Below are 20,601 nucleotides of genomic sequence, written 5' to 3'. Positions count from 1 at the left end.
TGATGATGTGCATAGTGGATCCGGGGTTTGCTTATGTGCCGCATGGCGATTGAATCGAGGCGAGTCAATCGCCCGAGGAGATTCAATGTCGAATGTCGCTTCCCGCCCGCCCGCGCCCATCACCCGACGGGCAGGGGTGTGGCAGGCCGTCCTGCTGCTGGCGGGCAGCTGCATGCCCGTGCTCGGATCGGTGCTGATCACACCGGTGCTGCCGCAAGCTGTCGGAGCATTTCGCGAAGGAGCCGGGCGCCGAGGTGCTCGTGCCGATGATCGTGGCGATCCCGGCGCTGATGATCGCGCTGTTCGCCCCCTTCGCCGGACAGATCGTCGACCGCCTGGGCCGGAAGAAGCTGCTGATCGGCGCCCTCGTGATCTATTCGCTGGTGGGCACCGCGCCGGTCTGGCTGGAGGGCCTCACCGAGATCCTCGTGAGCCGGGTCCTGGTCGGCGTGTGCGAGGCCGCCATCATGACGGTGTGCACGACGCTGATCGTCGACTACTTCCACGAGGAGAAGCGCCGCAACCGCTACCTCGGCCTGCAGACCGTGACCACGACCCTGGCGGCCACGGCGTTCATCGTGATCGGCGGCGCTCTGGGCGCCGGCGGCTGGCACGTGCCGTTCTGGGTGTACCTGGCCGGTGTGATCATCGCCATCCCGATGCTGTTCTCGCTGTGGGAGCCGGGAGCCGACCCCACCGACGCACATGTGGCCACCGGCGAGCGCGCCCGCGTGCCGTGGCGTCGGATCATGGCACCGCTGCTGGTGACGCTGTTCGGCGGCTTCGCGTTCTACGTGCTGATCATCGAGGTCAGCTACCTGGTGGTGGGCACCGGGATTGCGGCCGGCAACACGGCCGTCATCGGCGCCGTCGCGGCCGTGGCATCCCTGGCCACCGCGATCGGCGGACTGCTGTTCGCCCGGCTCGCGGTCGTGCGACCGGTGCGGCTGCTGCCGATCGCCTTCGGCTTCCAGGCCGTCGGCATGATCGTGGTCGGGCTGGTGCCGGCGTTGCCGGGCGTGATCGTCGGCGCGATCATCGCCTCGTTCGGGTCGGGCCTGCTCGCCCTCACTGCTGACCTGGGCGGTGACCACGGCTCGGTTCGAGGAGCGTGGGCGGGTCACCGGATGGTGGACGGCGTCGTTCTACCTCGGCCAGTTCCTCACCCCGATCCTGATGGGCGCGATCTCGGCGGCGGTCGGCGGCCTCGCCACCGGTGTCGCCGTGGTGGGTGTGGTCGCGGCCGTGTTCACGATCGCCACGCTGATCGTGAACGGGCGCCGGCCGACCCCGATCGCCGTGGAGGAATGACCCCGTCCCCTCTGCCGGCGCGGTGACGATCGCGAGCGCCCTGCTGCATTCAGATCGGCGCAGTCAGTGCGCCGAGAGTCCGGCCGATGAGGGCGCCGTAGGCAGCCATGTCGGCATGCGGATCCTGCTCCCACTTCGACAGTTGCACAGAGTTCTCCACAACCATCCGAGCACGTTCGAATCGGCGATCCGAGAATGCGTTCAACGCCGCTGCGGTGGAGCCGTGCGCGACCAGTTCCTCGGTCAGCACCAGGCCGTCTTCGACGGCGATGCCCAGACCGTAGGAGATGTGCGGCGTCGTCGCGTGGGCGGCGTCGCCGATGAGCACGGCGCGTCCTCGGTGCCAGGGCGCCGGAACGAGCAGCGATGTAAGCCGGCGCACCTCCGCGCCCGGCTCGAGTGTCGCCGCAACCTGCGGCACCGAGCCCCCGTACTCCGCCAGTGCGGCGCGCAGCTCGTCGCGCCGGTCGCCGCCTCGTCGCTCCGGCGGTTCCGGCACGTTCTGCAGCATGTACAGGTACACCTGCTCGGCAGAGATCGCCACGAGCCCGACCTTGCTGCCGGCACCGTGGTACATGAGGTACTCGGTCACCTCCGGCGGACGCGGAGCCACGGCCCGCCAGCACACCTGGCCGACATACTCCTCTTCGCCGATCTCGGGAAAGGTGAGGTGTCGCACGCGGGAGTGCACGCCGTCGGCGCCGATCACCAGGTCGTACCGCGCGTGCTCGCCGTCGCGGAACGTGACGTCCACGTCTGCACCGGTCTCATCGAGCGCGTCGACAGTGCTGTCCAGGCGCAAGCCGGATTCCGGAATCCGTCACCGCGCGCCCGAGGATGTCGGCCAGGATCTGCCGCGAGATGGCCACCGTGGCCGGAAGCCCGGGTATCAGGGCCGGCGGCGTCGCCCTGTCGAACTCGTGTCCCTGGCTGTCCAGGCGATGGATCGGGCCGTGCGGCCAGCCGCGCGCGACGATCTCGTCGGTCAGGCCGAGGCTGTGCAGGGCGCGCAGCGGCGAGTTCTCGGCAGCACTCCGACACCGGCGGCGGCCAGGCGGTCTTCGAGCTCGGCGATCTCGACCTCGAACCCCGCCCTGGTCAGGGCGAGGCCTGCGGTGAGGCCGGCCGGGCCGCCGCCGACGATGAGAATACGGCGCACGGTCACGGCAGTCTCCCCTCATATTGCAGTATGTAGACCCCGCCACCGGCGCGGTCGGTGACGAACACGACGCCGTGCTCGTCGACGTACAGGTCGTTCAGCAGGGACGACTCTTGGCCCTGTGGCGCCGGCGGAACGAAGTGCGCGACCTCACGCGGCTGGAACTGGTTCGTGATGTCCCAGACCCGCAGCCCGGCATTGGAGTAGGTGGCGAAGACGGTCCGGTCATCGATGAGGCTGCCCGGTCGATTCTCGTGCAGGTTGTGCGGTCCGTATACTCCGGGCAGCTGCGCGAACGACGTGGCGCCGGTGGATGTCGGGGGCACGGGTTCGGGCAGGGTGGCGATGGTGACCGGATGAGTCTCATCGCGCACGTCGATGACCCAGATGCGCTTGTCGCCGGCCTGCAGCTGATGAGGCACGCCTTCACTGGTGGCGATGACCAGACCGCGGTCGGGCAATGGCAGGGCGGTGTGCACGAAGCCGCCGAACGGCGGCGACCAGCTGATGCGGCTGACGAGGGTCGGTGCGGCGATCTCGGAGATGTCGAGGATCGCCATGCCGGCGTCGAAGCACGAGACGTAGGCGCGATCGCCGTGGGGGATGACTCCGTGAACGCCTTCCTGTTCCTGTGGGTGCCCGCGCCACCACGACTCGTCGTCGGCGGCGAAGGTGCCGGGAACCGACCACGATCCGGCCGAGATCGGATCCGTCGGGTCTGAGAGGTCGACAATGTCGTAGCTCTGCGTGCGGCCACCGGGCAGTGTGTGCGAGATATGCGCGTACGGCAGCTCGCTCAGCCAGAGCCGATGCGTCCCCTCGCCGTCGGCGGGGTGGAAGCCGACCTGTCGCGGCTCGGCCGGGTCGGTGAGGTCGAATACCGACAGTCCGGTCGTCGCTGCGGTCGCGGTATCCTGCACCCAATACGGGCGCTCGTTGTTCTGGATCAGCACGTTCCCGGCCACCTGCACCTTGTGGCATCGGGTGTTCTCGGGGTGCTCGCGTTGGTACACGAGCTGGGGGCGGTCGAGGTCGGTGATATCGAGGATGGTGAGCGCTGCCGGGCTTGTGCCCAGATGCGCGATATAGAGCAGATCGTCGCGGCGGATGACCTGGAATCCGTCGCCGTTTCCGCCGAGGTCATGGTGCGCGATGAGGCGGAAGCCATCGATGTCGGAGGTGCGCCGAGCGTGCTCGAGCCAGGATGTCTGCGGTGACATATCGCTCCTTCGCGGTTATGCGCTCATCCTACAAACTTATGCGTAAAAAGGACAGAAATGTTGCTACGATGAGCGGCGGGCCCTGGTTGCGGTCTACGAAGGAGAAGACATGCCCAACGGACTGATCACCGCCGACAGCCTCCGAGTCCACCCCGATGGTCTGGCTCTGTCCCTCACCGTCCCGTGGTACCGCAGCCTGTGGCTGTCGTCGGTGAGCACCATCCGGTTGCGCGTCGACGGCGCGGATGTGCCGGAGGGCGACATGGTGTTCGAGCTCGCCGGGGCACGGCATGCGATCGCCGATCTTCCCATGCAGAGCGAGGTGCTCTGGTATCTGCAGGAGCATCCGCTCCTGATCGTTCACCGCGACGAGCCGATCGCGCTCGGCGAGCAGCACGAGGTCACGATCCACGGCGAGCTGCGACTGCCGTACATGCAGATCGCCCCCGGTGAGAACGGCGGCCCGGGCATGTACGTGCCGAACATCGTGCACCAGACGCTCAGCCTGGTGGCGACCGATCATGACGCTCCCGTACCGGCGCTGGTGTCGGATGTCGCGCCCCCGTCGCCGGCGGTAGAGGAGGATCCGTTCCAGCTGGGCCTGACCCTCTACTCAGCCAGCGCCGAGTTCCGCGCCGGCTGGTTCGACTTCGACGGGTTGCTGGACCGCGTCGCCGAGCTGGGGATCGGCCCCGGCATCGAGATCGTGGCATCCCAGGTGCTGCCCACCTACCCGTACGTGTCGGACGAGTTCGAGCGTGGGTGGCGCGCAGCGTTCGACCGACACGGCTTCGATGAGAGCTCGTTCGGGGCGAACCTCGACATGGGTCGGCGACGCGACCGTGACATGACGCCCGACGAGGAGTTCGAGTTCTCCAGGCTCATGTTCGAGGGGGCCGAGAAGCTCGGGTTCCCGCTGGTGCGCATCCAGTCGGCCAAGCCCGAGCGTTGCCGCCGGCCTTGCCGGTCGCCGAAGAGAAGAACCTGAAGCTCGCGTATGAGATCCACGCGCCCATGGGCCCCAACTCTCCGGAGATCGTGCGAGTGCGCGAGACGTACGCCGAGCTCGACTCGCCGCTGCTGGGCTTCGTCGCCGACTTCTCCGCGACCATGCACGCGATGTCGCCGACTCTCCTCCGCGCCGTGCAGCGAGCGGGGCTGGACGACAAGGCACTGGCGACGCTCGAGCGCATCTGGGCGACGGATACCGCCATGCGCGACCGGCAGGAGGAATTCATCGGCTACCTGCGCGGCCGCGACTTCGACCCCGGCCGCCTCGGCTCGTTCGCCCACCTCGCCTTCAACATGCACGGCCATGTCGACCCGCGCGAATGGGCCGACATCATGCCGCAGATCCTGCATGTGCACGCCAAGTTCTACGACATCGACGAGAACGGGCAGGAGCCGTCCATCGACTATCCAGAGCTCGTACGCGTGTTCGTCGACGGCGGCTACCGCGGATACTGGTCGAGCGAGTGGGAAGGGCACGCCTTCGCCGAGCTCGGCGAGGTCGACCCGCTCGTGCTCGTGCGCAAGCAGCACGATCTCATCCGCTCGGCGATGCGATCGGTGGTTCCGACGGCCTGAGCGGCCCTCGGAGCCGGGCTCAGTCGCAGCTCGGGCTCGGTCATCGGCTCAACCCGGCTGCGGTCTGTCTTCAGTCAGCTGGCGAGTGACGATGCTCCCGGCCTCGGCGAACAGCTCGCGCATCCAGGCGTGCTCGGGATCGCGACTGTGCACGGGATGCCACCACAGCGCGTTCACCAGCGACGTGGGTGCGAACGGCAGCCCGACTCTCCGCACCTCGCCGATCCGCTCGGCCAGGGGCGCCAGCGCAGACTGGATGATTCCGACCCGACCGGTGCCGGCGATGAAGTGCGGCATCGCCAGGAAGCTTTCCACGACCACCTCGACGTGCGGCTCGATGCCGAGCTGCTGCACCTGCCGTTCGGCAGAGGTGAAGGCCGACCGCGTCTGGTAGTTCATGACCCACGGCATCCGTTCCAACTCCTCCTGGGAGAGGGCGTCGCCGACGTCGTCGTTGTCTCTCGCGACGATGGCGACCCAGTCGTCGTGCCAGAGGTCGACGTAGGGCAGGTCGCTGAGGATGCCGTGGGGGATCACCATGCCGTCGACCGAGCGCAACCTGTTGGCGGCGTCCTCCACCACGACCGGATTGTGCGAGCATGAAGCGGAAGCGCACACCGGGAGCGCGCTCGGCCGCCAGCGTCGAGACGACGCGCCCGACCGTCGTGAACCCGTAGTCGGAGCCGTAGATCGAGAACTCACGCACCGACTCACTCGGTTCCCATGTGGCCTGGCTCTCGAAGACACGGCGCGCCGCCTCCAGAGCGGTCGTGGTGTGATCGGCGAGCCGCAACGCGAACGGGGTCAGTTCATAAGTGTTCCCGCGCCGGGCGAGGATCGGGTCGCCGAAGTGCGTGCGCAACCTGGCCAGCGATGCACTCAGGGCCGGCTGACTCAGATGCAAGCCGTTCGGCGGCGCGGGTGACGCTTGCGCTCGGTGAGAAGCGCATCAAGCGAGACGAGCAGGTTCAGATCGAGTCGGGAGAGCAAGGTGTGATCGGCCACGTCGTCGAGATCCTCCGGGTGCAGGTAGAGAGAATCTATCAGCAGCGCCTATGCCGTGAGGAGGTCGCATCGACCCCAGCGATATGCGATCCGCCGCCACTTATGCTGCATATCGAAGAATCTTATGTGTAATTCGGGCGCATCTCGGTCATACTGATGCATACGGCACGGTCTCTCTCCCGAACGCGCCGCCGACAATGAAGTCAGAAAGGCTTGCATCATGTCACAGCATCATCGCTCCCACGTGGTCCGGAGCGGTCTCGTCGCCGCCGCGGCTGCCGGTGCACTCGTCCTCGCCGGCTGCTCCGGCGGCAGCGGCGACGGCAACGGAGGATCGACCGGGTTCTCGCTGTCGTACGCCGTCACCAACAGCGCCGTCGAGACGCCGTACAAGGCGCTCGCCGAGGCGTACATGAAGGCGAACCCCGACGTCAAGATCACTCTGAACGAGGTCCCGAACGACTCCTACGGTCAGACCGTGACGACGCAAGCTGAACGCGGGCAACGCCTCGGACGTGTTCCAAACCGCGCCCGGCGTCGGGCAGACCTACAGCACTGTCACCCTCGCCAAGGCGGGGTTGCTCGCACCCCTGGGCGACGCGGCGGCCAAGACGATCCCGAACGGATCCGAGTCCCAGTTCCAGGACGGCGGCAACACGTTCGGCGTCGCGCTCGGACTGACCTTCGTAGGCTCGGTGCTCAACGACACCACCGCCAAGGCGGCCGGAGTGACCTATCCAACCGACTGGGCGGGGATGCTCAGCACCTGCAAGGACCTGGCATCGAATGGCAAGTCGATGTTCGTGCTGGCCGGTTCCATGCCGCCGAACACGGGGCTGATGGCAATGTCGATCTCGGCGACCCGGGTGTACGCCGAAACCCCGACGTGGAACGAGGACCGCGCCACCGGCAAGACGACGTTCGCCGATACGCAGGGCTGGAAGGACACGCTCAACGACATTGTCGACATGAACAAGGCGGGCTGCTTCCAGAAGGGGGTGGAGGGTGCCGGCTTCGACGCCATCACCTCGAACGTGCTCCAGGGCACCTCGCTGGCGGCGTTCATCCCCAGCGGCTCGGCCTCTGACCTGAAGCAGAGCGCGCCAGACCAGGACTTCGTGATCGAGGCGATGCCGCCCGCCGCGGGTGGCAAGGCATTCGGCATTGCCGGCGCCGACTACGCGCTCTCGCTCTCGAAGAAGTCGAAGGACAACCCTGCTGCGAGCAAGTTCGTCGAGTGGGCGACCACGGCCGACGGGCAGAAGGTGTTCGCCAAAGCCGCGGGCGCACTCCCCCTCGGCGAGGACCTCTCGAGCACGCCGTTCGCTCCGGTGGCCGACATCGTCAACAACGGCGACTTCGTCCCGCTTCCGAACTCCAGCTGGTCGAATGCCGCCGTCTACGACGCGCTCGGCGCTGGGGTGCAGGGACTGCTGACCGGGCAGAAGACCGTGGACCAGGTCCTGGCTGACATGGACAAGGCCTGGGGGTAGCGACGGTCGGTCGTCACCCGGGGGAAGGCTCACCCGGGTGACGACCTGGGCGACACGACGATGCAGGGATTGGCGAGGACATGAGCACGACGATCTATTCCGAAACCGAGGCGGTGATCGTCCCGAAGCGCAAGCAGAGGGGACGCCGCCCCAACAGCACGCCACGGCGTCCCGGCGTGCTGCGGTTCGGACACTGGTGGTGGGCACTGCCCGGAGTCGTGCTCGTGCTCGGCATCCACTACGTGGCCACCACGGTGGGTGGCGCTTTCGCGTTCACGGACTGGACCGGCATCGGCACGTTCCACTGGATCGGGTTCGAGAACTTCGTGACGATCTTCCAGGATCCGGCGAAGATCGGCGCGCTGGGCAACACGCTGTTCCTGGCCATCACGTCGGTGATCCTCACGAACGTCATCGGCCTCGGGATCGCGCTCGGATTGAACCGGCTCGTGAAGACCCGCTATGCCCTGCGGGTGCTGTTCTTCATGCCGGCGGTGCTCAGCCCGCTGGCCGTCTCATACATCTGGAAGTTCATCTTCGACTTCAACGGCCCGATCAACGCGGTGCTCACCGCCGTCGGTCTCCAGGCGTGGGTGCGGCCATGGCTGGCAGACCCCAATCTGGCGATCTGGGCGGTGCTGGTGGTCCTGGTCTGGCAGCAGACCGGGTTCACGATGGTCATCTACATGGCCGGGCTCGCATCTGTCCCACCGGAGATCGAAGAGGCCGCCGCGATCGACGGCGCAAACCTCTGGCAGCGTTTCTGGCATGTCGTGCTGCCGGCGATCCGGCCGGCCGTCGCCATCGCGACCACGCTGGGGATCGTGAACGGGCTTGCGCGTCTTCGACCAGATCATGGCGCTGACCAACGGTGGGCCGGCCGGCGCGACCGAGACGCTGGCCACGCAGGTGTACAAGCAGGCCTTCTCGCTCGGCAACTTCGGCTACGGAGCCGCGCTGGCGCTGCTGCTCGCCCTGATCATCCTGGTGTTCGCCGTCATCCAGCAGCGGCTGACCTCAGGGCGCCCCGAGGAGGCCTGAACCGTGTTCCGTTACACGAAGCTGACCGCACTGCGCGAGGTATCCCTGTGGGTGCTCGCCCTCATCTTCCTGCTGCCGTTCTACTTCCTGATCGCGATAGCGCTCAAGCCCGACAGCGAGATCTACACCACCTCGCCGCTGTCATGGCCGCAGCATCCGTCACTGGAGAGCTTTGCGTCCGCCCTGAACGGCCAGGGCAACGCGAACATCCTGATGGGTCTGGTCAACAGCATCATCATGACCGCGGGGTCGATCCTCTGCCTCGTCGTGCTGGGCGCTCTGACCGGATACGTGATCTCGCGGTCCACCCGCCGATGGTCTCGCGCGGTGTACTACCTGTTCCTGATAGCGATCATCCTTCCGACGCAGCTGGGCACTGTGCCGTTGTACATCGGCGCGCGGGCGATCGGCCTGACCGGGTCGGTGTGGGGCATGATCGTCCTGTACACGGGCATGATGCTGCCGCTGTCGATCTTCTTGTATGCCGGGTTCTTCCGGGGGCTGGGCACCGAGTACGAAGAGGCAGCCGCGATCGACGGAGCCAGCCGCACGCAGATCTTCTTCCGCATCGTTCTGCCATTGATCTCGCCGGCGACGGGAACGGTGGCGATCCTGGCCGGCCTGATCATCTGGAACGACTTCTTCACCTCGCTGATCTTCCTCGGCGGGTCCGAGAACCAGACACTTCCGGTCTCGATGTACTTCTTCATCGGCTCGCTCGTGTCGAAGTGGAACTCGATCTTCGCGATCGTCATCATCTCGATGATCCCGATCCTGCTGTTCTACCTGTTCGCGCAGAAGAAGTTCATCCAGGGCTTCGCCGGCGGGCTCAAGGGCTGACGTGCTCGAGCGGGTCCCCACGCATGCCGCCCACGACCACCCGATGTTCTGAACAGGAGACCCATGAACCGCTACCCCGCGTCTGTCGACGTTGCGATCGTCGGCAGCGGTCCCACCGGGGCCGCCTATGCCCGCATCCTCAGCGAACGCGCCCCCGAGGCCACGATCGCGATGTTCGAGGTGGGCCCCACGGTGTCAGATCCGCCGGGGGCGCACGTGAAGAACATCGTGGATGCCACGGCTCGCGCCCGCGCCCAGGAGCGGTCCGAGGGGCCGGGAGCGGGCGCCGCCACGGTGGACTCCCCGGGCGCGGTGAAGTCCGGCGACCGGATGGCGCGCCCCGGCACCTACCTCCTGGCGGAGGGCTACGCCTCGCCGGACGAGGACGGCCTTCCCGTCGCCGCGTTCTCCAGCAACGTCGGCGGCATGGGCGCCCACTGGACGGGAGCCTGCCCGCGGCCGGGCGACAGCGAGAGGATCGGCTTCCTCGACGATCTCGACGAGCTTCTCGACGAGGGCGACCGGCTGCTCGGCGTGACGACCGACGCGTTCGACGGCGCACCGTACACCGACCTCGTCCGCGAGCGCCTTGCCGCCCAGGTCGACGACTCGCGCGCCCCCGACCGCCGGGTGCAGAAGATGCCGCTTGCAGTGCACCGCCGTCTCGACGGCGGCCTCGTCTGGTCGGGATCCGACGTCGTCCTCGGCGACGTCACCCGTGACAACCCGCGCTTCGCCTTGCGCGACGAGTCGCTCGTCACACGCGTCCTCCTGAACGACGGGCGCGCGGCGGGCGTCGAGGTGCGCGACCTGCGTACGGGGGCAGTCCACGAGGTGCGGGCGCGTTTTGTCGTCGTGGCGGCCGATGCGCTGCGCACCCCGCAGGTGCTGTGGGCGTCGGGCATCCGCCCTGCAGCCCTCGGCCGGATGCTCAACGACCAATCGCAGATCGTCTTCGCGGCACGCATCCGCGACGCCGCATCACCGTCGCACCGCGCGCCCGTGGGGCAGTCCGACGAGCACGACGTCGTCGGCGGCTCGCTCAGCGAGCAGAGCGGCGTCAGCTGGGTGCCGTTCACCGACGCCGAGCCGTTCCACGGACAGATCATGCAAGCTGGACGCCTCGCCGGTGCCACTCGCCGAGGACGACCCCGCGGCGCCCGGCACGATCGTCGGGCTCGGGCTCTTCACGGCGAAGGACCTGCAGTGGGACGACCGGGTGGAGTTCTCGGACGAGAAGACCGACGCGTACGGCATGCCCGCGATGAGCATCCGCTATCGGCTCACCGAGCGCGATCACAAGATGCTCGAACGGGGCCGGGCGCAGATCGTGCGCTGGGGGAAGGCCGTGGGGGAGCCGATCGACGAGCGCCCGTTCACGATGCCGTTCGGTGCGTCGCTGCACTATCAGGGCAGCGTGCGGATGGGCGAGACCGACGACGGGCGCAGCGTCTGCGGCCCCGACAGCGAGGTCTGGCAGGCGCCGGGGGTGTTCGTCGCCGGAAACGGCGTCATCCCGACCGCCACCGCCTGCAACCCGACGCTCACCTCCGTCGCGCTCGCGGTGCGCGGTGCCCGACGGATCGCCCAGGAGCTCGGGCGATGAGGCGCCCCTCGCTGACCGCCGCCGGGTGAACGCCGTTTGCTTATGTCGAAAAGAGACATTAATGTGTAGGAACATAGAAGAAGTAGGGAGGTGGATGCCGTGATCCCCGATCGCATCATCGAGCAGGGCACCCTCACCAGCGACAGCACGCGCACGTCGGTCGAAGTGCGCATCCCGTGGTACCGGGCGCTTCCGGCATCCTGTATCGCCGGCGCCAGCCTGACGGTCGACGGCGCGACGGCGCCGGCCGAGACCCTCCGGTGGGAGATGAACGGCAAGACGTTCACCTTCGCCGAGATGGTCGACGACACCGAGCAGTGGTGGTTCCCCCTCGACTCCGCCGTGCTCTCCGGCGAGGTCGCCCTCGCGCCCGCTGCGGAGCACGAGGTGACAGTCGGCCTCACCCTCTACATCCCGTACATCGTGATCGGCGACCGGGAGGTGCTCCACATCGAGGAGCGCGACACCAAGACGATGACGCTCGCGCGGGAGGTGGCGGCATGACCGGCCTCAGCACCTCCACGCTGGGCACTCCCATCCAGGGCGTCACGCTCTACAGCTTCACGCGGGCGTTCCACGGCCGCGAGTACGACCTCGAGGGACTGATCCGCAAGGTCGCCGCCGACGGCAACGGCCCGGGCCTTGAGATCATCGGCTTCTCCAGCTTCCGCGGGTTCCCGGCGGTCGACGACTCCTTCGCCGGGCGCTTCCGCGATCTCGTCGACGAGGTCGGGCTCGTGCAGACCTCGCTGGCGATCAACGCCGACATCGGCATCCACCGCGACCGGCTGCTGAACCAGGACGAGCTCGTCGAGTACATGCGTCGGCAGATCGAGGCGGCGGCCAAGCTCGGGTTCCCGATCGCCCGCGTGCAGATCTCGATCGAGCCCGACTCGATGGAGCGGCTCGCCCCGGTCGCCGAGCGCTACGGCGTCACGCTCGCCCTCGAGGTGCACGCCGACCAATACGCCTCCCACCCCCGCATCCTCGCGCTGCGCGATCGGTACGAGAAGGTCGGATCTCCCTTCCTGGGCTTCACCGCCGACTGGGGGGCGACCACCACGGGGTTCGCCCCGTCGCTCATCGAGGCCTACCGTCGCCGCGGGGCGTCCGACGAGCTGCTGTCGGAGGTCGTCGCGCTGTGGGACGAGTTCTACCGGGCGGGGCCGCCCGCCGACCAGGCCGAGCACGGACAGCGCTTCGGCCGCTTCATCGCCCTCGGCGCCGAGAACGGCCGGCCCGATCTCGGCATCGACTTCGGGATCAACGGCACGGGGCTGTTCGGTCCCGCGCGCGTCGACGACTGGCTCGAGATCATGCCCTGGATCCGTCACGTGCACGGCAAGTTCTTCGGCATCGACGAGTCAGGCGAAGAGCCGTCGGTCCCGGTGCGGGGCCTCATCCGCCTGCTCGTCGAGAACGGCTACAACGGCGCCATCTCCAGCGAGTACGAGGGATGGCACTGGAACCACTGGCAGAGCCCGTTCGACATCGTCGCGGCCGAGCAGGCGGTGCAGCGGTCGGCGGCAGAAGACGCCGGAAGCCGGATGGAGACGGATGCGGCGGCCGCCCGCACGCAGCTGTCGCAGTGGCTGAGCCCCGGCCGCGCCGACGAGCGCACACCGGCCGCCCGCACGGAAGGAGCACGCGCATGAGCGATTCCATCGCCGGCACGGGCATCAAGCTCGGCACGACGCTCTACTCCATGACGAGCGAGTTCGCGGCGGGCCTCTACACGCCGGAGACCCTCATCGCCGCCGTCGCCGAGAACGGCATCGGCCCCGGCGTCGAGTTCAACATCGCCCAGCTGCTGCGCACGTATCCCGATGTCGACAGGGCGTTCGTGAAGCTCTGGTTCGGCACGCTCGAGAAGTACGGCCTGGAGCCCAGCGCGGTCGGCACCAACCTCGACATGGGCCGCCGCAAGGACCGCGACATGACGCCCGACGAGGAGCACGACTTCCTCGCGCGGCAGCTGAAGACCGCGCACACGCTCGGGTTCACGCGCGTCGTGATCCGCTCCGCCGGCAAGGAGCTCCTGCGTCGGCTGCTGCCCTCGCCGAGGAGTACGACCAGAAGCTCGGCTACGAGATCCACGCACCCCAGGGTCCGAACGACCCGGTGGTGCTCGGCATCCGGGAGATGTACGACGAGCTCGGCAGCGACCGCCTCGGCTTCACCGCCGACTTCTCGTCGACGATGCACAGCCTGTCGCCGACGCTGCTCGACGCAGCTGGCGAAGATGGGGCTCGACGAGCGGCACTTCCCCGTGATGGACGAGATCTGGCACCGGCCCGAGCCGATGCACGTGCGCAATCAGGCGTTCGAGGACTACCTGCGCGGCGAAGGCGTCGACCCGGTGCGGTTCGGCCCCTTCACCCGCCTCGCGTTCAACATGCACGGCCTGGTGCCGCCGGAGGAGTGGCTCGACATCATGCCGCAGATCTTCCATGTGCACGCGAAGTTCTATGACATCGACGCGAACGGCGACGAGCCCGCGATGGACATCCCGCGCATCGTGCGCCAGTTCGTGACCGGCGGCTACCAGGGATACCTCTCCAGCGAGTGGGAGGGGCACGCGTTCAGCGACCTGGGCGAGGCGGATCCCATCGAGCTCGTGAAGAAGCAGCGACGCGCTCATGCGGCGTGCGATCGAAGACGCCATCGTCCCGGCCTGACAGCGAGGAACATCATGGCCACGCACAACTCCCTGTTCTCCGCGAACGACGTCCGGCGCACCGACGACGGGATCGCCGTCTCGGTGCAGATCCCCTGGTACCGCAGCCTCTGGCTGTCGGCCGTCGACGATGTCGAGGCATCCGTCGACGGCGTCCGGATCCCGCGTGAGGAGCTCCGCTTCGCGCTGAACGGGCGCACCTATCGCATCGACGAGCTGCCGAGCAGTCCGAGACGCTCTGGTTCGTCGCCGACCGACCGGACATCCTGATCCCGCTCGCGCAGGCGCCCGAGCTGGGGGCCGCACTCACCGTCGAGGTGGTGCTCACGATGCGCCTGCTGTACATGCAGATCATGCCCGGCGTCGACGGCGGCCCCGGCCGCTACGTCACGAACCGCGTGCCGGTCGAGCGAGAGGTGGTGCTCGCATGACCCTCCGGGTGGCGATGATCGGGTACGGCTTCATGGGCGCCGCACACTCCGTCGGCTGGCGGCAGGCGCCGGCGGTGTTCGACCTGCCCGAAGAAATCGAGATGCGCGTGCTGGTCGGCAGGAATACGGATGCCGTGGCCCAGGCCGCGTCGCATTGGGGATGGACCGAGTCGGCGACCGACTGGCGTGAGGTGATCGCCCGCGACGACATCGACGTCGTCGACATCGTCACGCCCGGAGACTCGCACGCCGAGATCGCGATCGCCGCACTCGAAGCCGGCAAGCACGTGCTCTGCGAGAAGCCGCTCGCCAACTCCGTGGCGGAGGCCGAGGCGATGCTCGCCGCGGCCGAGCGTGCCGCCGACCGTGGCGCGAAGGCGATGGTGGGCTTCACGTACCGTCGCGTCCCGGCCGTGACGTTCCTGCGCGACCTCATCGCCCAGGGCACGATCGGGACGGTGCAGCAGGTGCGGGCCGCGTACCGTCAGGACTGGCTCGTCGACCCCGAGGCGCCGCTGGCGTGGCGGCTGCAGAAGGAACACGCCGGTTCGGGGGCGCTGGGCGACATCGGCGCGCACATCATCGACATGGCCCAGTTCGTCACCGGCCAGACCGTCGAGGCGGTGTCGGGCACCCTCGAGACGATCGTGAAGCAGCGCCCGCTGCCTGCGGTCCGGAACGGGGCTCTCCGGCGTGGCCGCCGACGGATACGGCGAGGTCACCGTCGACGACGCCGCGATCTTCACTGGCCGGCTGTCGAGCGGAGCGCTCGTCTCGTTCGAGGCGACCCGGTTCGCGACCGGGCGCAAGAACGCGCTCACGATCGAGGTGTCGGGCGACAAGGGGGCTCTCGCGTTCGACCTCGAAGACCTCAACAGCCTGCAGTTCTACGACCGCACCGCCCCCGCCGACCGGCAGGGGTTCGCGAAGATCCTCGTGACCGAACCGGAGCATCCGTACATGGCGGCGTGGTGGCCGACCGGCCATATGCTCGGCTACGAGCACGGGTTCGTCCACCAGGTCGTCGACCTCGTCGCGGCGCTGCATGACGGCATCGACCCGCATCCGACGTTCGCCGAGGGGCTGGGCGTGCAGCGCGTGCTCGCCGCCGTCGTGCGCAGTGCGGCGAACGACTCCGCCTGGGTGCGCACCGACCTTCCGGCCCGGGTCTGATTTCGAAGGAGAGTGATATGACACGTCCCATCACGCTGTTCACCGGCCAGTGGGCCGACCTGCCATTCGAGGAGGTCTGCCGGCTCGCGGGCGAGTGGGGGTACGACGGCCTCGAGATCGCCTGCTGGGGCGACCATCTCGACCCGAACCGCTGGGACGACGACGCCTACATCAAGGACCGGCTCGACATCCTCGAGCGCCACGGCCTGACGGTGTGGACGATCTCGAACCACCTCAAGGGCCAGGCGGTCTGCGACGACCCGATCGATCAGCGGCACCGCGACATCCTCCCCGACGGCGTCTGGGGTGACGGCGACCCCGAGGGCGTGCGCCGCCGCGCCGCCGAGGAGCTGAAGAACACGGCCCGCCTGGCAGCGCGCCTCGGCGTGAAGACCGTCACGGGGTTCACCGGGTCGTCGATCTGGAAGTACGTGGCGATGTTCCCGCCGGCATCGGATGAGATGATCGCGGCGGGCTACCGCGATTTCGCCGACCGCTGGAACCCGATCCTCGACGTCTTCGAGGAGGAGGGCGTGCGGTTCGCGCTGGAGCCGCACCCGTCGGAGATCGCGTACGACTACTGGACGGCGAAGGCGACTCTCGACGCGATCGGGCACCGGAAGAGCTTCGGGTTCAACTTCGACCCATCGCACTTCATGTGGCAGAGCTCGACCCGGTGGCGTTCATCCTCGACTTCGCGGACGACATCTTCCACGTGCACGTCAAGGAATCGGTCACGAACCTCGACGGCCGCAACGGCGTGCTCGGCTCGCACCTACCGTGGGCGAACCCCCGCCGCGGCTGGACCTTCGTCTCGACGGGTCATGGCGAGGTGCCGTGGGAGCCGATCTTCCGCGCGCTGAACGCGATCGGCTACAGCGGGCCGACGAGCGTCGAGTGGGAGGACGCCGGAATGGACCGCCTGCAGGGAGCGCCCGAGGCGCTCGCCTTCGTGCGTGAGCTGAACGCCATCACCCCGCCCGCAGCCGCCTTCGACGCGGCGTTCTCGACGAAGTAGGCGGGCCCGCCGGCCGTCCCTGCTGCGCAGAACTCCGGAATATCGAGCGCGCCGCGTCGCCGAGGGTATGCAATGGCGCGGGCGAGCGTCGCCACGACCGACGATCTTCCGGAGTTTTGAACGCGCGGCGGCCGGTCAGGGCGCCGCGGTGACGGTGACCCCCGTGAGCCGCTTGATCGCAGCGGCCAGCGCCGTCGCGGGCTGGACTGCCGTGGGCTGCAGGAGCGATTGCAGGGCAAAGCCATCCTTCAAAGCGATGAGTTCATTCGCGAGCTCTGTCGGGGACTGGTCGGCCGGCAGTTCGCCTGCAGCACGCATCGCCTCAAGCGCGGCGGCGAGATCGGTGCGCAGGCGCGTGTAGAGCGCGACGAAGTAGTCGTGCGCGGGATGCTGCGGATTCGTCGCCTCGGCCGAGAGCACAGCGAACAGCTCGGTGAGTCCCGTCGTCTTCGAGTTCGCGGTGGCGATATCGACGATCGCCTGCAGAGGAGAGCTCGACCGGTCTATCGCCGTGATGAAGATCTCGGCATCGATCTGGTCGCGACGTTCGAGCACGGCGGTCAGCAGCGCCTCTTTGCTGTCGAAGTGGTGGAGGAGACCCGGGCGGGAGATGCCGCAGGCCCGCGCGATGTCGGTGAGGGTGGCCGTGTGGAAGCCGGACTGGCCGAACGCGGCGATGGCCGCGTCGAGGAGACGCTCGCGCCGTGCGCGCCCGGGAGCGTATCCGTTGCTGCGATCGGCCACGCGGCTATCCAACCACAGGTTGAAAACCTACGGATGAGTCGGAAATAAATACTTACGGACAAGTCGGGATTCATGCTACGGTCCCCGCATGACCTACCAACTCGCCCCAAACATCGAGCTGCTCTTCACTGAGGCCGGCGACTACCACGACCGGGTCCGCGTCGCCGCGGCGGCAGGCTTCACCGCCGTGGAGATGTGGGGCCCCACCGGAGTCGACGCGCCGGCGACACCGAAGGACCTCCCCGCCCTGAAGGCCGCCCTCGACGAGACCGGCACGCAGCTCACCGCGCAAGCTGAGCGAACCCCGCACCCAGTTCATGATCCCGCCATGGGACCACTCCGAGTTCTTCCGCAAGTTGGACGAAGGAGTCGCGATCGCCCGCGATCTCGGCTGCCCGCGCATCGTGGTGGGCAGCGGCACGGGGTTCGGCGGGTGGAAGCGCCAGGTGCAGCTCGACAAGCTCATCGAGATCTACCGGACGGCGATCGCGCAGATCGACGGATCGGGCATCACCCTGGTGCTCGAGCCCGTGAACGTCCGCGTCGACCACCCGGGGTCGCTGCTCGACCGCACCGCCGAGGCGGTGTACGTCGCCCATGGCGTCGATTCGCCGTTCTTCGGCATCCTCTATGACATCTACCACTCCGCCGTCGAGGGGGAGGACATGGAACAGGAGCTCACGAACGCGGCGGACGTCCTCGCGTACGTGCAGCTGGCCGACGCCCCCGGCCGCGGAGAGCCTGGTTCGGGCGAGCTCGACTGGCCGCAGCGACTCGGCATCCTCCGCTCCGTCGGCTACGACGGACCCATCGGGCTCGAGTACTACCCGACAGGGGAGTCCGTGGCATCCACCGCCCTCATTCGTGCCGTCGCGGCCGACGCCTGATTCGCAACGGGATCCGGAAATGACGTGGATCAAGTGGTCGTACATGGACCATTGGGTGACCCAGACGCCGCAGGGGCCGCTGCCGCCCCAGTTCAACCGCGCGCACATGGACCGATATCTCGAGCAGCTCGCGGCTGCCGGGTTCACCGGATTCGACACGTTCTTCTTCTATCTGCCGGCGCTGGTAGGCATGTACGGATCGCTGCAGGGGTTCGAACAGCGGCTGCGCGAGGTCGGCATGGAGAAGATCACCGGCATATTCACCGCGTATCCGTCGGCGACCGCGTTCACCGCGCCGCATGTGCGCGAGACCCACGATCGCATCTTCGCGGATTCGCTGCGCACAGTGCAGGCACTCGACGGGCTATCCGTCGAGAACTTCATCGTCATGCCGTCGAGCACCTATCACCAGACCGAGCCCGTCACCGACGACCGCATCAAAGCGATTGCCGAGCTGTGGTCACGTGTCGGGGCCATGACTCTCGAGCACGGCATGAAGACGACCTGTCACTTCGAGTTCTGGGGTGCGATCCGCACACGCGAGCAGCTCGCCACGTTCTTCGACTACAGCGACCCCGAGACCGTGTTCTTCTTCTGCGACACCGCGCAGCACACCATCGCGGGGCTGGACCCGGTCGAGCTGTTCCGCGAGTACGGACAGCGGTGCACGGGATTCCACTTCAAAGACACGCACGATGTCGATCGCAACGAGGCGTACCGCACGCCGCCCGACCCGGAACTGATGGCGCCCGGCGTCGACCGGTGGTTCTACGAGATGGGTACCGAAGGCGGGCTCGTCGACTTCCCCGCGCTGATGAAGGAGATCGTGGCGTCGGGATACGACGGATGGCTCACGGTCGAGCACGACAAGGCCGACACCTTCGGGGAGCTACGCCGAGGCGACCTGCGTCGCCAAGTGGTACATCGACAACGTGCTGGCCGCAGCCCAGACCGAGGCCGAGGCCGAGAAGGAGGTCGCACGGTGAGCGACGGATTGCGCTGGGCCTACGCCCTGAACCAGTGGAACTTCCGGATGGACATCTTCGTGCGCCACGACCATCAGCTTGCGCGCGCTCAAGACCGTGTCAGCGCTCGGCTTCGATCACATCGAGCTCGCCAGTGGCATGGGCGGGCGCTGGGACAACATCGGCCGGCCGGAGGTCATCCTCGCGAATCACGGTGATGCCTGCGGGCTTCCGCCAGTTCCTTGCCCGAGCCGCCGTGGGGGGCCTCTCGAGCCATTTCTGGGATCCCGGGATGCCGACGGAGGAGGAGGGCTATGCCTTCCTCATGCCGCTCGACCCGAGCCAGCACGACGCCATCGTCGCCGCAGCGGAGCCGTTCGTCAGCTTCCTCGCCGCGGTTGGTGGCGAGCAGCTCGTTGTGCGGCCCGCGCCGTCTGCATGGATGACCGGACCGCTCGACGACGACGCGATCCGGCTGCTGGGTGCACTGTGGAATCGCGTAGGGGCGCGCGCCCGCGAGGCGGGTGTCGGCCTGGCGCTGCACTACGACTGCCTGGGCGGCATCCACTCTCCCGCGCAACTCGAGACGCTCCTGGATGCGACCGACCCCGCGCTGGTCGGCCTCGCCCTCGACACCGCCGAGTTCATGATCGCCGGCATCGATCCGCTCGCGTTCTACCGTGCGCACTCCCAGCGCGTCACGCATGTCCACCTGAAAGACGTGCGCGACACGGACGCTGGTGACGAATACCTCACCCCCGGCGCCGAGCAGACGATGCCTGCAGGGCGGGGCGTGCCGCCGCATCGAGCGCTGGTTCTACGAGCTCGGCACCGAGGGCGGTCTCGTCGACGTGAAGGGCTTCGTCGCTGCCCTCCGCGAGCGGGGCTACGCCGGGTGGGTGGTCGTGGAGAGCGACCACGCCGGCGAGCCCGCCGAGATGGCGATGCTCAACTCCTGGTACGTACGACACGAACTCACTCAGAAGGGATGAAATGAACCGCCTCCATTCCTCTCGCGCGATCGGCGTCGGCGCCATCGCGATCAGCGCGCTCACCGACCCCGAGGTCGCGAAGGAATTCCCCGACATGTACTCCGAGGGCGAGGTGCTCGGGCAGAAGGTCTGGGCGCACTGGGTGTGGTGCAAGTATGCGATCGACTTTCTGCGCCAGGACGGAGAGTGGAAGTTCTGGAAGTTCCGTTGCTACGAGCTGGCGCGCGCGCCCTTCGATGAGAACTGGGTGAGTTTCGGGTTGAAGAACCAGGCGGCCTTCGACCTCGACCTCATGTACTTCGGCGACGACGGCAAGCCCGTCTTCATGCCGCCGGCCGACGAGCCTGTGCCCAGCGAGAACCACCCGTACAGTCCGACCACGGTGCAGAAGCTCGAGCCAGTCCCGCCGGTGCCGTACGAGACCTTCACCGACACCTTCCGCTAGGAGTGAC

The 20,601-nt window shown here is 67.8% G+C and carries 19 protein-coding genes and 4 pseudogenes; 17 read left to right on the top strand and 6 right to left on the bottom strand.

What is annotated here, in order from left to right:
• Positions 1-266: 266 nt before the first annotated feature.
• Positions 267-1,337, top strand: a complete 1,071-nt coding sequence (locus L2X98_RS07065; RefSeq protein ID WP_259612796.1) for an MFS transporter — start codon at positions 267-269, stop codon at positions 1,335-1,337.
• Between the two features lie 23 nt (positions 1,338-1,360).
• On the opposite strand, the gene L2X98_RS07060 is transcribed toward L2X98_RS07065, so the two are convergent.
• The 3 genes from L2X98_RS07060 to L2X98_RS07050 all read right to left on the bottom strand — a co-directional run bounded on the left by L2X98_RS07060 (position 1,361) and on the right by L2X98_RS07050 (position 3,690).
• Complete coding sequence (locus L2X98_RS07060) at positions 1,361-2,113, bottom strand: FAD-dependent monooxygenase (protein ID WP_259612795.1); 753 nt, start codon at positions 2,111-2,113, stop codon at positions 1,361-1,363.
• A gap of 183 nt (positions 2,114-2,296) precedes the next feature.
• A complete protein-coding gene (locus L2X98_RS07055) occupies positions 2,297-2,476 on the bottom strand; it encodes an NAD(P)-binding protein (protein WP_259612794.1) in 180 nt (59 codons plus the stop codon).
• Entirely contained in the window at positions 2,473-3,690 is a 1,218-nt protein-coding gene (locus tag L2X98_RS07050) for an LVIVD repeat-containing protein (protein WP_259612793.1), read from the bottom strand. The genes L2X98_RS07055 and L2X98_RS07050 overlap by 4 nt, the downstream gene beginning before the upstream one ends.
• A gap of 109 nt (positions 3,691-3,799) precedes the next feature.
• Between L2X98_RS07050 and L2X98_RS07045 the strand changes: the two genes are divergently transcribed.
• Both L2X98_RS07045 and L2X98_RS07040 read left to right on the top strand, forming a co-directional pair.
• A complete protein-coding gene (locus L2X98_RS07045; protein WP_259612792.1) occupies positions 3,800-4,678 on the top strand; it encodes a C-glycoside deglycosidase beta subunit domain-containing protein in 879 nt (292 codons plus the stop codon).
• Complete coding sequence (locus L2X98_RS07040; RefSeq protein WP_259612791.1) at positions 4,651-5,277, top strand: hypothetical protein; 627 nt, start codon at positions 4,651-4,653, stop codon at positions 5,275-5,277. The genes L2X98_RS07045 and L2X98_RS07040 overlap by 28 nt, the downstream gene beginning before the upstream one ends.
• 48 nt (positions 5,278-5,325) lie before the next feature.
• Here L2X98_RS07040 and L2X98_RS20375 read toward each other — a convergent pair whose 3' ends face one another.
• Positions 5,326-5,859 carry a LysR substrate-binding domain-containing protein gene (locus L2X98_RS20375; protein WP_354002949.1) on the bottom strand — a complete coding sequence of 178 codons (534 nt, stop codon included), beginning with the start codon at positions 5,857-5,859 and terminating at the stop codon, positions 5,326-5,328.
• A gap of 938 nt (positions 5,860-6,797) precedes the next feature.
• On the opposite strand from L2X98_RS20375, the gene L2X98_RS07030 reads away from it, so the two are divergent.
• Positions 6,798-7,775: an extracellular solute-binding protein gene (locus L2X98_RS07030; RefSeq protein WP_259612790.1), complete on the top strand. Its 978-nt coding sequence runs from the start codon at positions 6,798-6,800 to the stop codon at positions 7,773-7,775.
• Positions 7,776-8,013: 238 nt separating this feature from the next.
• On the opposite strand, the gene L2X98_RS07025 is transcribed toward L2X98_RS07030, so the two are convergent.
• On the bottom strand, positions 8,014-8,190 hold the full coding sequence (locus tag L2X98_RS07025) for a hypothetical protein (protein WP_259612789.1): 177 nt from the start codon (positions 8,188-8,190) through the stop codon (positions 8,014-8,016).
• On the opposite strand from L2X98_RS07025, the pseudogene L2X98_RS07020 reads away from it, so the two are divergent.
• The 9 genes and pseudogenes from L2X98_RS07020 to L2X98_RS06980 form a co-directional block, all read left to right on the top strand.
• Positions 8,171-8,545, top strand: a pseudogene (locus L2X98_RS07020) (carbohydrate ABC transporter permease); the annotation flags it as partial. The gene L2X98_RS07025 and the pseudogene L2X98_RS07020 overlap by 20 nt on opposite strands.
• Before the next feature lie 64 nt (positions 8,546-8,609).
• Positions 8,610-8,816, top strand: coding sequence for an ABC transporter permease family protein (locus L2X98_RS07015; protein WP_259612788.1), 207 nt, complete (start codon positions 8,610-8,612; stop codon positions 8,814-8,816).
• Between the two features lie 3 nt (positions 8,817-8,819).
• Positions 8,820-9,656, top strand: a complete 837-nt coding sequence (locus L2X98_RS07010; RefSeq protein WP_259612787.1) for a carbohydrate ABC transporter permease — start codon at positions 8,820-8,822, stop codon at positions 9,654-9,656.
• 63 nt (positions 9,657-9,719) lie between these two features.
• Positions 9,720-11,262: pseudogene (carA, locus tag L2X98_RS22160) on the top strand (c-glycoside 3-oxidase CarA).
• Between the two features lie 90 nt (positions 11,263-11,352).
• On the top strand, positions 11,353-11,766 hold the full coding sequence (locus L2X98_RS07000) for a C-glycoside deglycosidase beta subunit domain-containing protein (protein ID WP_354002948.1): 414 nt from the start codon (positions 11,353-11,355) through the stop codon (positions 11,764-11,766).
• Positions 11,763-12,917, top strand: coding sequence for a sugar phosphate isomerase/epimerase family protein (locus L2X98_RS06995; RefSeq protein WP_259612786.1), 1,155 nt, complete (start codon positions 11,763-11,765; stop codon positions 12,915-12,917). The genes L2X98_RS07000 and L2X98_RS06995 overlap by 4 nt, the downstream gene beginning before the upstream one ends.
• Positions 12,914-14,209, top strand: coding sequence for a C-glycoside deglycosidase beta subunit domain-containing protein (locus tag L2X98_RS06990; RefSeq protein WP_259612785.1), 1,296 nt, complete (start codon positions 12,914-12,916; stop codon positions 14,207-14,209). The genes L2X98_RS06995 and L2X98_RS06990 overlap by 4 nt, the downstream gene beginning before the upstream one ends.
• A gap of 175 nt (positions 14,210-14,384) precedes the next feature.
• Positions 14,385-15,543, top strand: a pseudogene (locus L2X98_RS06985) (Gfo/Idh/MocA family protein).
• Positions 15,544-15,560: 17 nt separating this feature from the next.
• Positions 15,561-16,561 (top strand): annotated as a pseudogene (locus tag L2X98_RS06980) (sugar phosphate isomerase/epimerase family protein).
• A 135-nt stretch (positions 16,562-16,696) separates the two neighbouring features.
• On the opposite strand, the gene L2X98_RS06975 reads toward L2X98_RS06980, so the two are convergent.
• Positions 16,697-17,305 carry a TetR/AcrR family transcriptional regulator gene (locus L2X98_RS06975; RefSeq protein ID WP_259612784.1) on the bottom strand — a complete coding sequence of 203 codons (609 nt, stop codon included), beginning with the start codon at positions 17,303-17,305 and terminating at the stop codon, positions 16,697-16,699.
• Positions 17,306-17,622: 317 nt separating this feature from the next.
• Here L2X98_RS06975 and L2X98_RS06970 point away from each other — a divergent pair, with 317 nt between their 5' ends.
• Genes L2X98_RS06970 through L2X98_RS06950 form a run of 4 tightly spaced genes read left to right on the top strand, consistent with a single transcriptional unit; the run spans position 17,623 to position 20,594 of the window.
• Positions 17,623-18,192, top strand: coding sequence for a TIM barrel protein (locus L2X98_RS06970; protein ID WP_259612783.1), 570 nt, complete (start codon positions 17,623-17,625; stop codon positions 18,190-18,192).
• A gap of 19 nt (positions 18,193-18,211) precedes the next feature.
• Positions 18,212-19,375: a sugar phosphate isomerase/epimerase family protein gene (locus L2X98_RS06965; protein WP_259612782.1), complete on the top strand. Its 1,164-nt coding sequence runs from the start codon at positions 18,212-18,214 to the stop codon at positions 19,373-19,375.
• Positions 19,375-20,154 carry a sugar phosphate isomerase/epimerase family protein gene (locus L2X98_RS20360; protein ID WP_354002947.1) on the top strand — a complete coding sequence of 260 codons (780 nt, stop codon included), beginning with the start codon at positions 19,375-19,377 and terminating at the stop codon, positions 20,152-20,154. The genes L2X98_RS06965 and L2X98_RS20360 overlap by 1 nt, the downstream gene beginning before the upstream one ends.
• Positions 20,151-20,594 carry a hypothetical protein gene (locus tag L2X98_RS06950; protein WP_259612779.1) on the top strand — a complete coding sequence of 148 codons (444 nt, stop codon included), beginning with the start codon at positions 20,151-20,153 and terminating at the stop codon, positions 20,592-20,594. The genes L2X98_RS20360 and L2X98_RS06950 overlap by 4 nt, the downstream gene beginning before the upstream one ends.
• The last annotated feature ends 7 nt before the right edge of the window (positions 20,595-20,601 follow it).

The sequence above is a fragment of the Microbacterium elymi genome (assembly GCF_021582895.2).
In the GTDB taxonomy this organism is placed as follows: Bacteria; Actinomycetota; Actinomycetes; order Actinomycetales; family Microbacteriaceae; genus Microbacterium; species Microbacterium humicola.
Note: the sequence above shows the minus strand (reverse complement) of the source record. Positions and strands in the feature narration are given on the sequence as shown.

Bases quoted from the DNA above. Each gene is read 5' to 3' on its own strand.
- L2X98_RS06950 (WP_259612779.1), top strand. From the start codon at position 20,151: ATGAACCGCCTCCATTCCTCTCGCGCGATCGGCGTCGGCGCCATCGCG.
- L2X98_RS06965 (WP_259612782.1), top strand. From the start codon at position 18,212: ATGACGTGGATCAAGTGGTCGTACATGGACCATTGGGTGACCCAGACG.
- L2X98_RS20360 (WP_354002947.1), top strand. From the start codon at position 19,375: ATGCCTGCGGGCTTCCGCCAGTTCCTTGCCCGAGCCGCCGTGGGGGGC.
- L2X98_RS07050 (WP_259612793.1), bottom strand. From the start codon at position 3,690: ATGTCACCGCAGACATCCTGGCTCGAGCACGCTCGGCGCACCTCCGAC.
- L2X98_RS07025 (WP_259612789.1), bottom strand. From the start codon at position 8,190: ATGACGTTCGTGAGGATCACCGACGTGATGGCCAGGAACAGCGTGTTG.
- L2X98_RS06990 (WP_259612785.1), top strand. From the start codon at position 12,914: ATGAGCGATTCCATCGCCGGCACGGGCATCAAGCTCGGCACGACGCTC.
- L2X98_RS06970 (WP_259612783.1), top strand. From the start codon at position 17,623: ATGATCCCGCCATGGGACCACTCCGAGTTCTTCCGCAAGTTGGACGAA.
- L2X98_RS06995 (WP_259612786.1), top strand. From the start codon at position 11,763: ATGACCGGCCTCAGCACCTCCACGCTGGGCACTCCCATCCAGGGCGTC.
- L2X98_RS07045 (WP_259612792.1), top strand. From the start codon at position 3,800: ATGCCCAACGGACTGATCACCGCCGACAGCCTCCGAGTCCACCCCGAT.
- L2X98_RS07065 (WP_259612796.1), top strand. From the start codon at position 267: ATGATCGTGGCGATCCCGGCGCTGATGATCGCGCTGTTCGCCCCCTTC.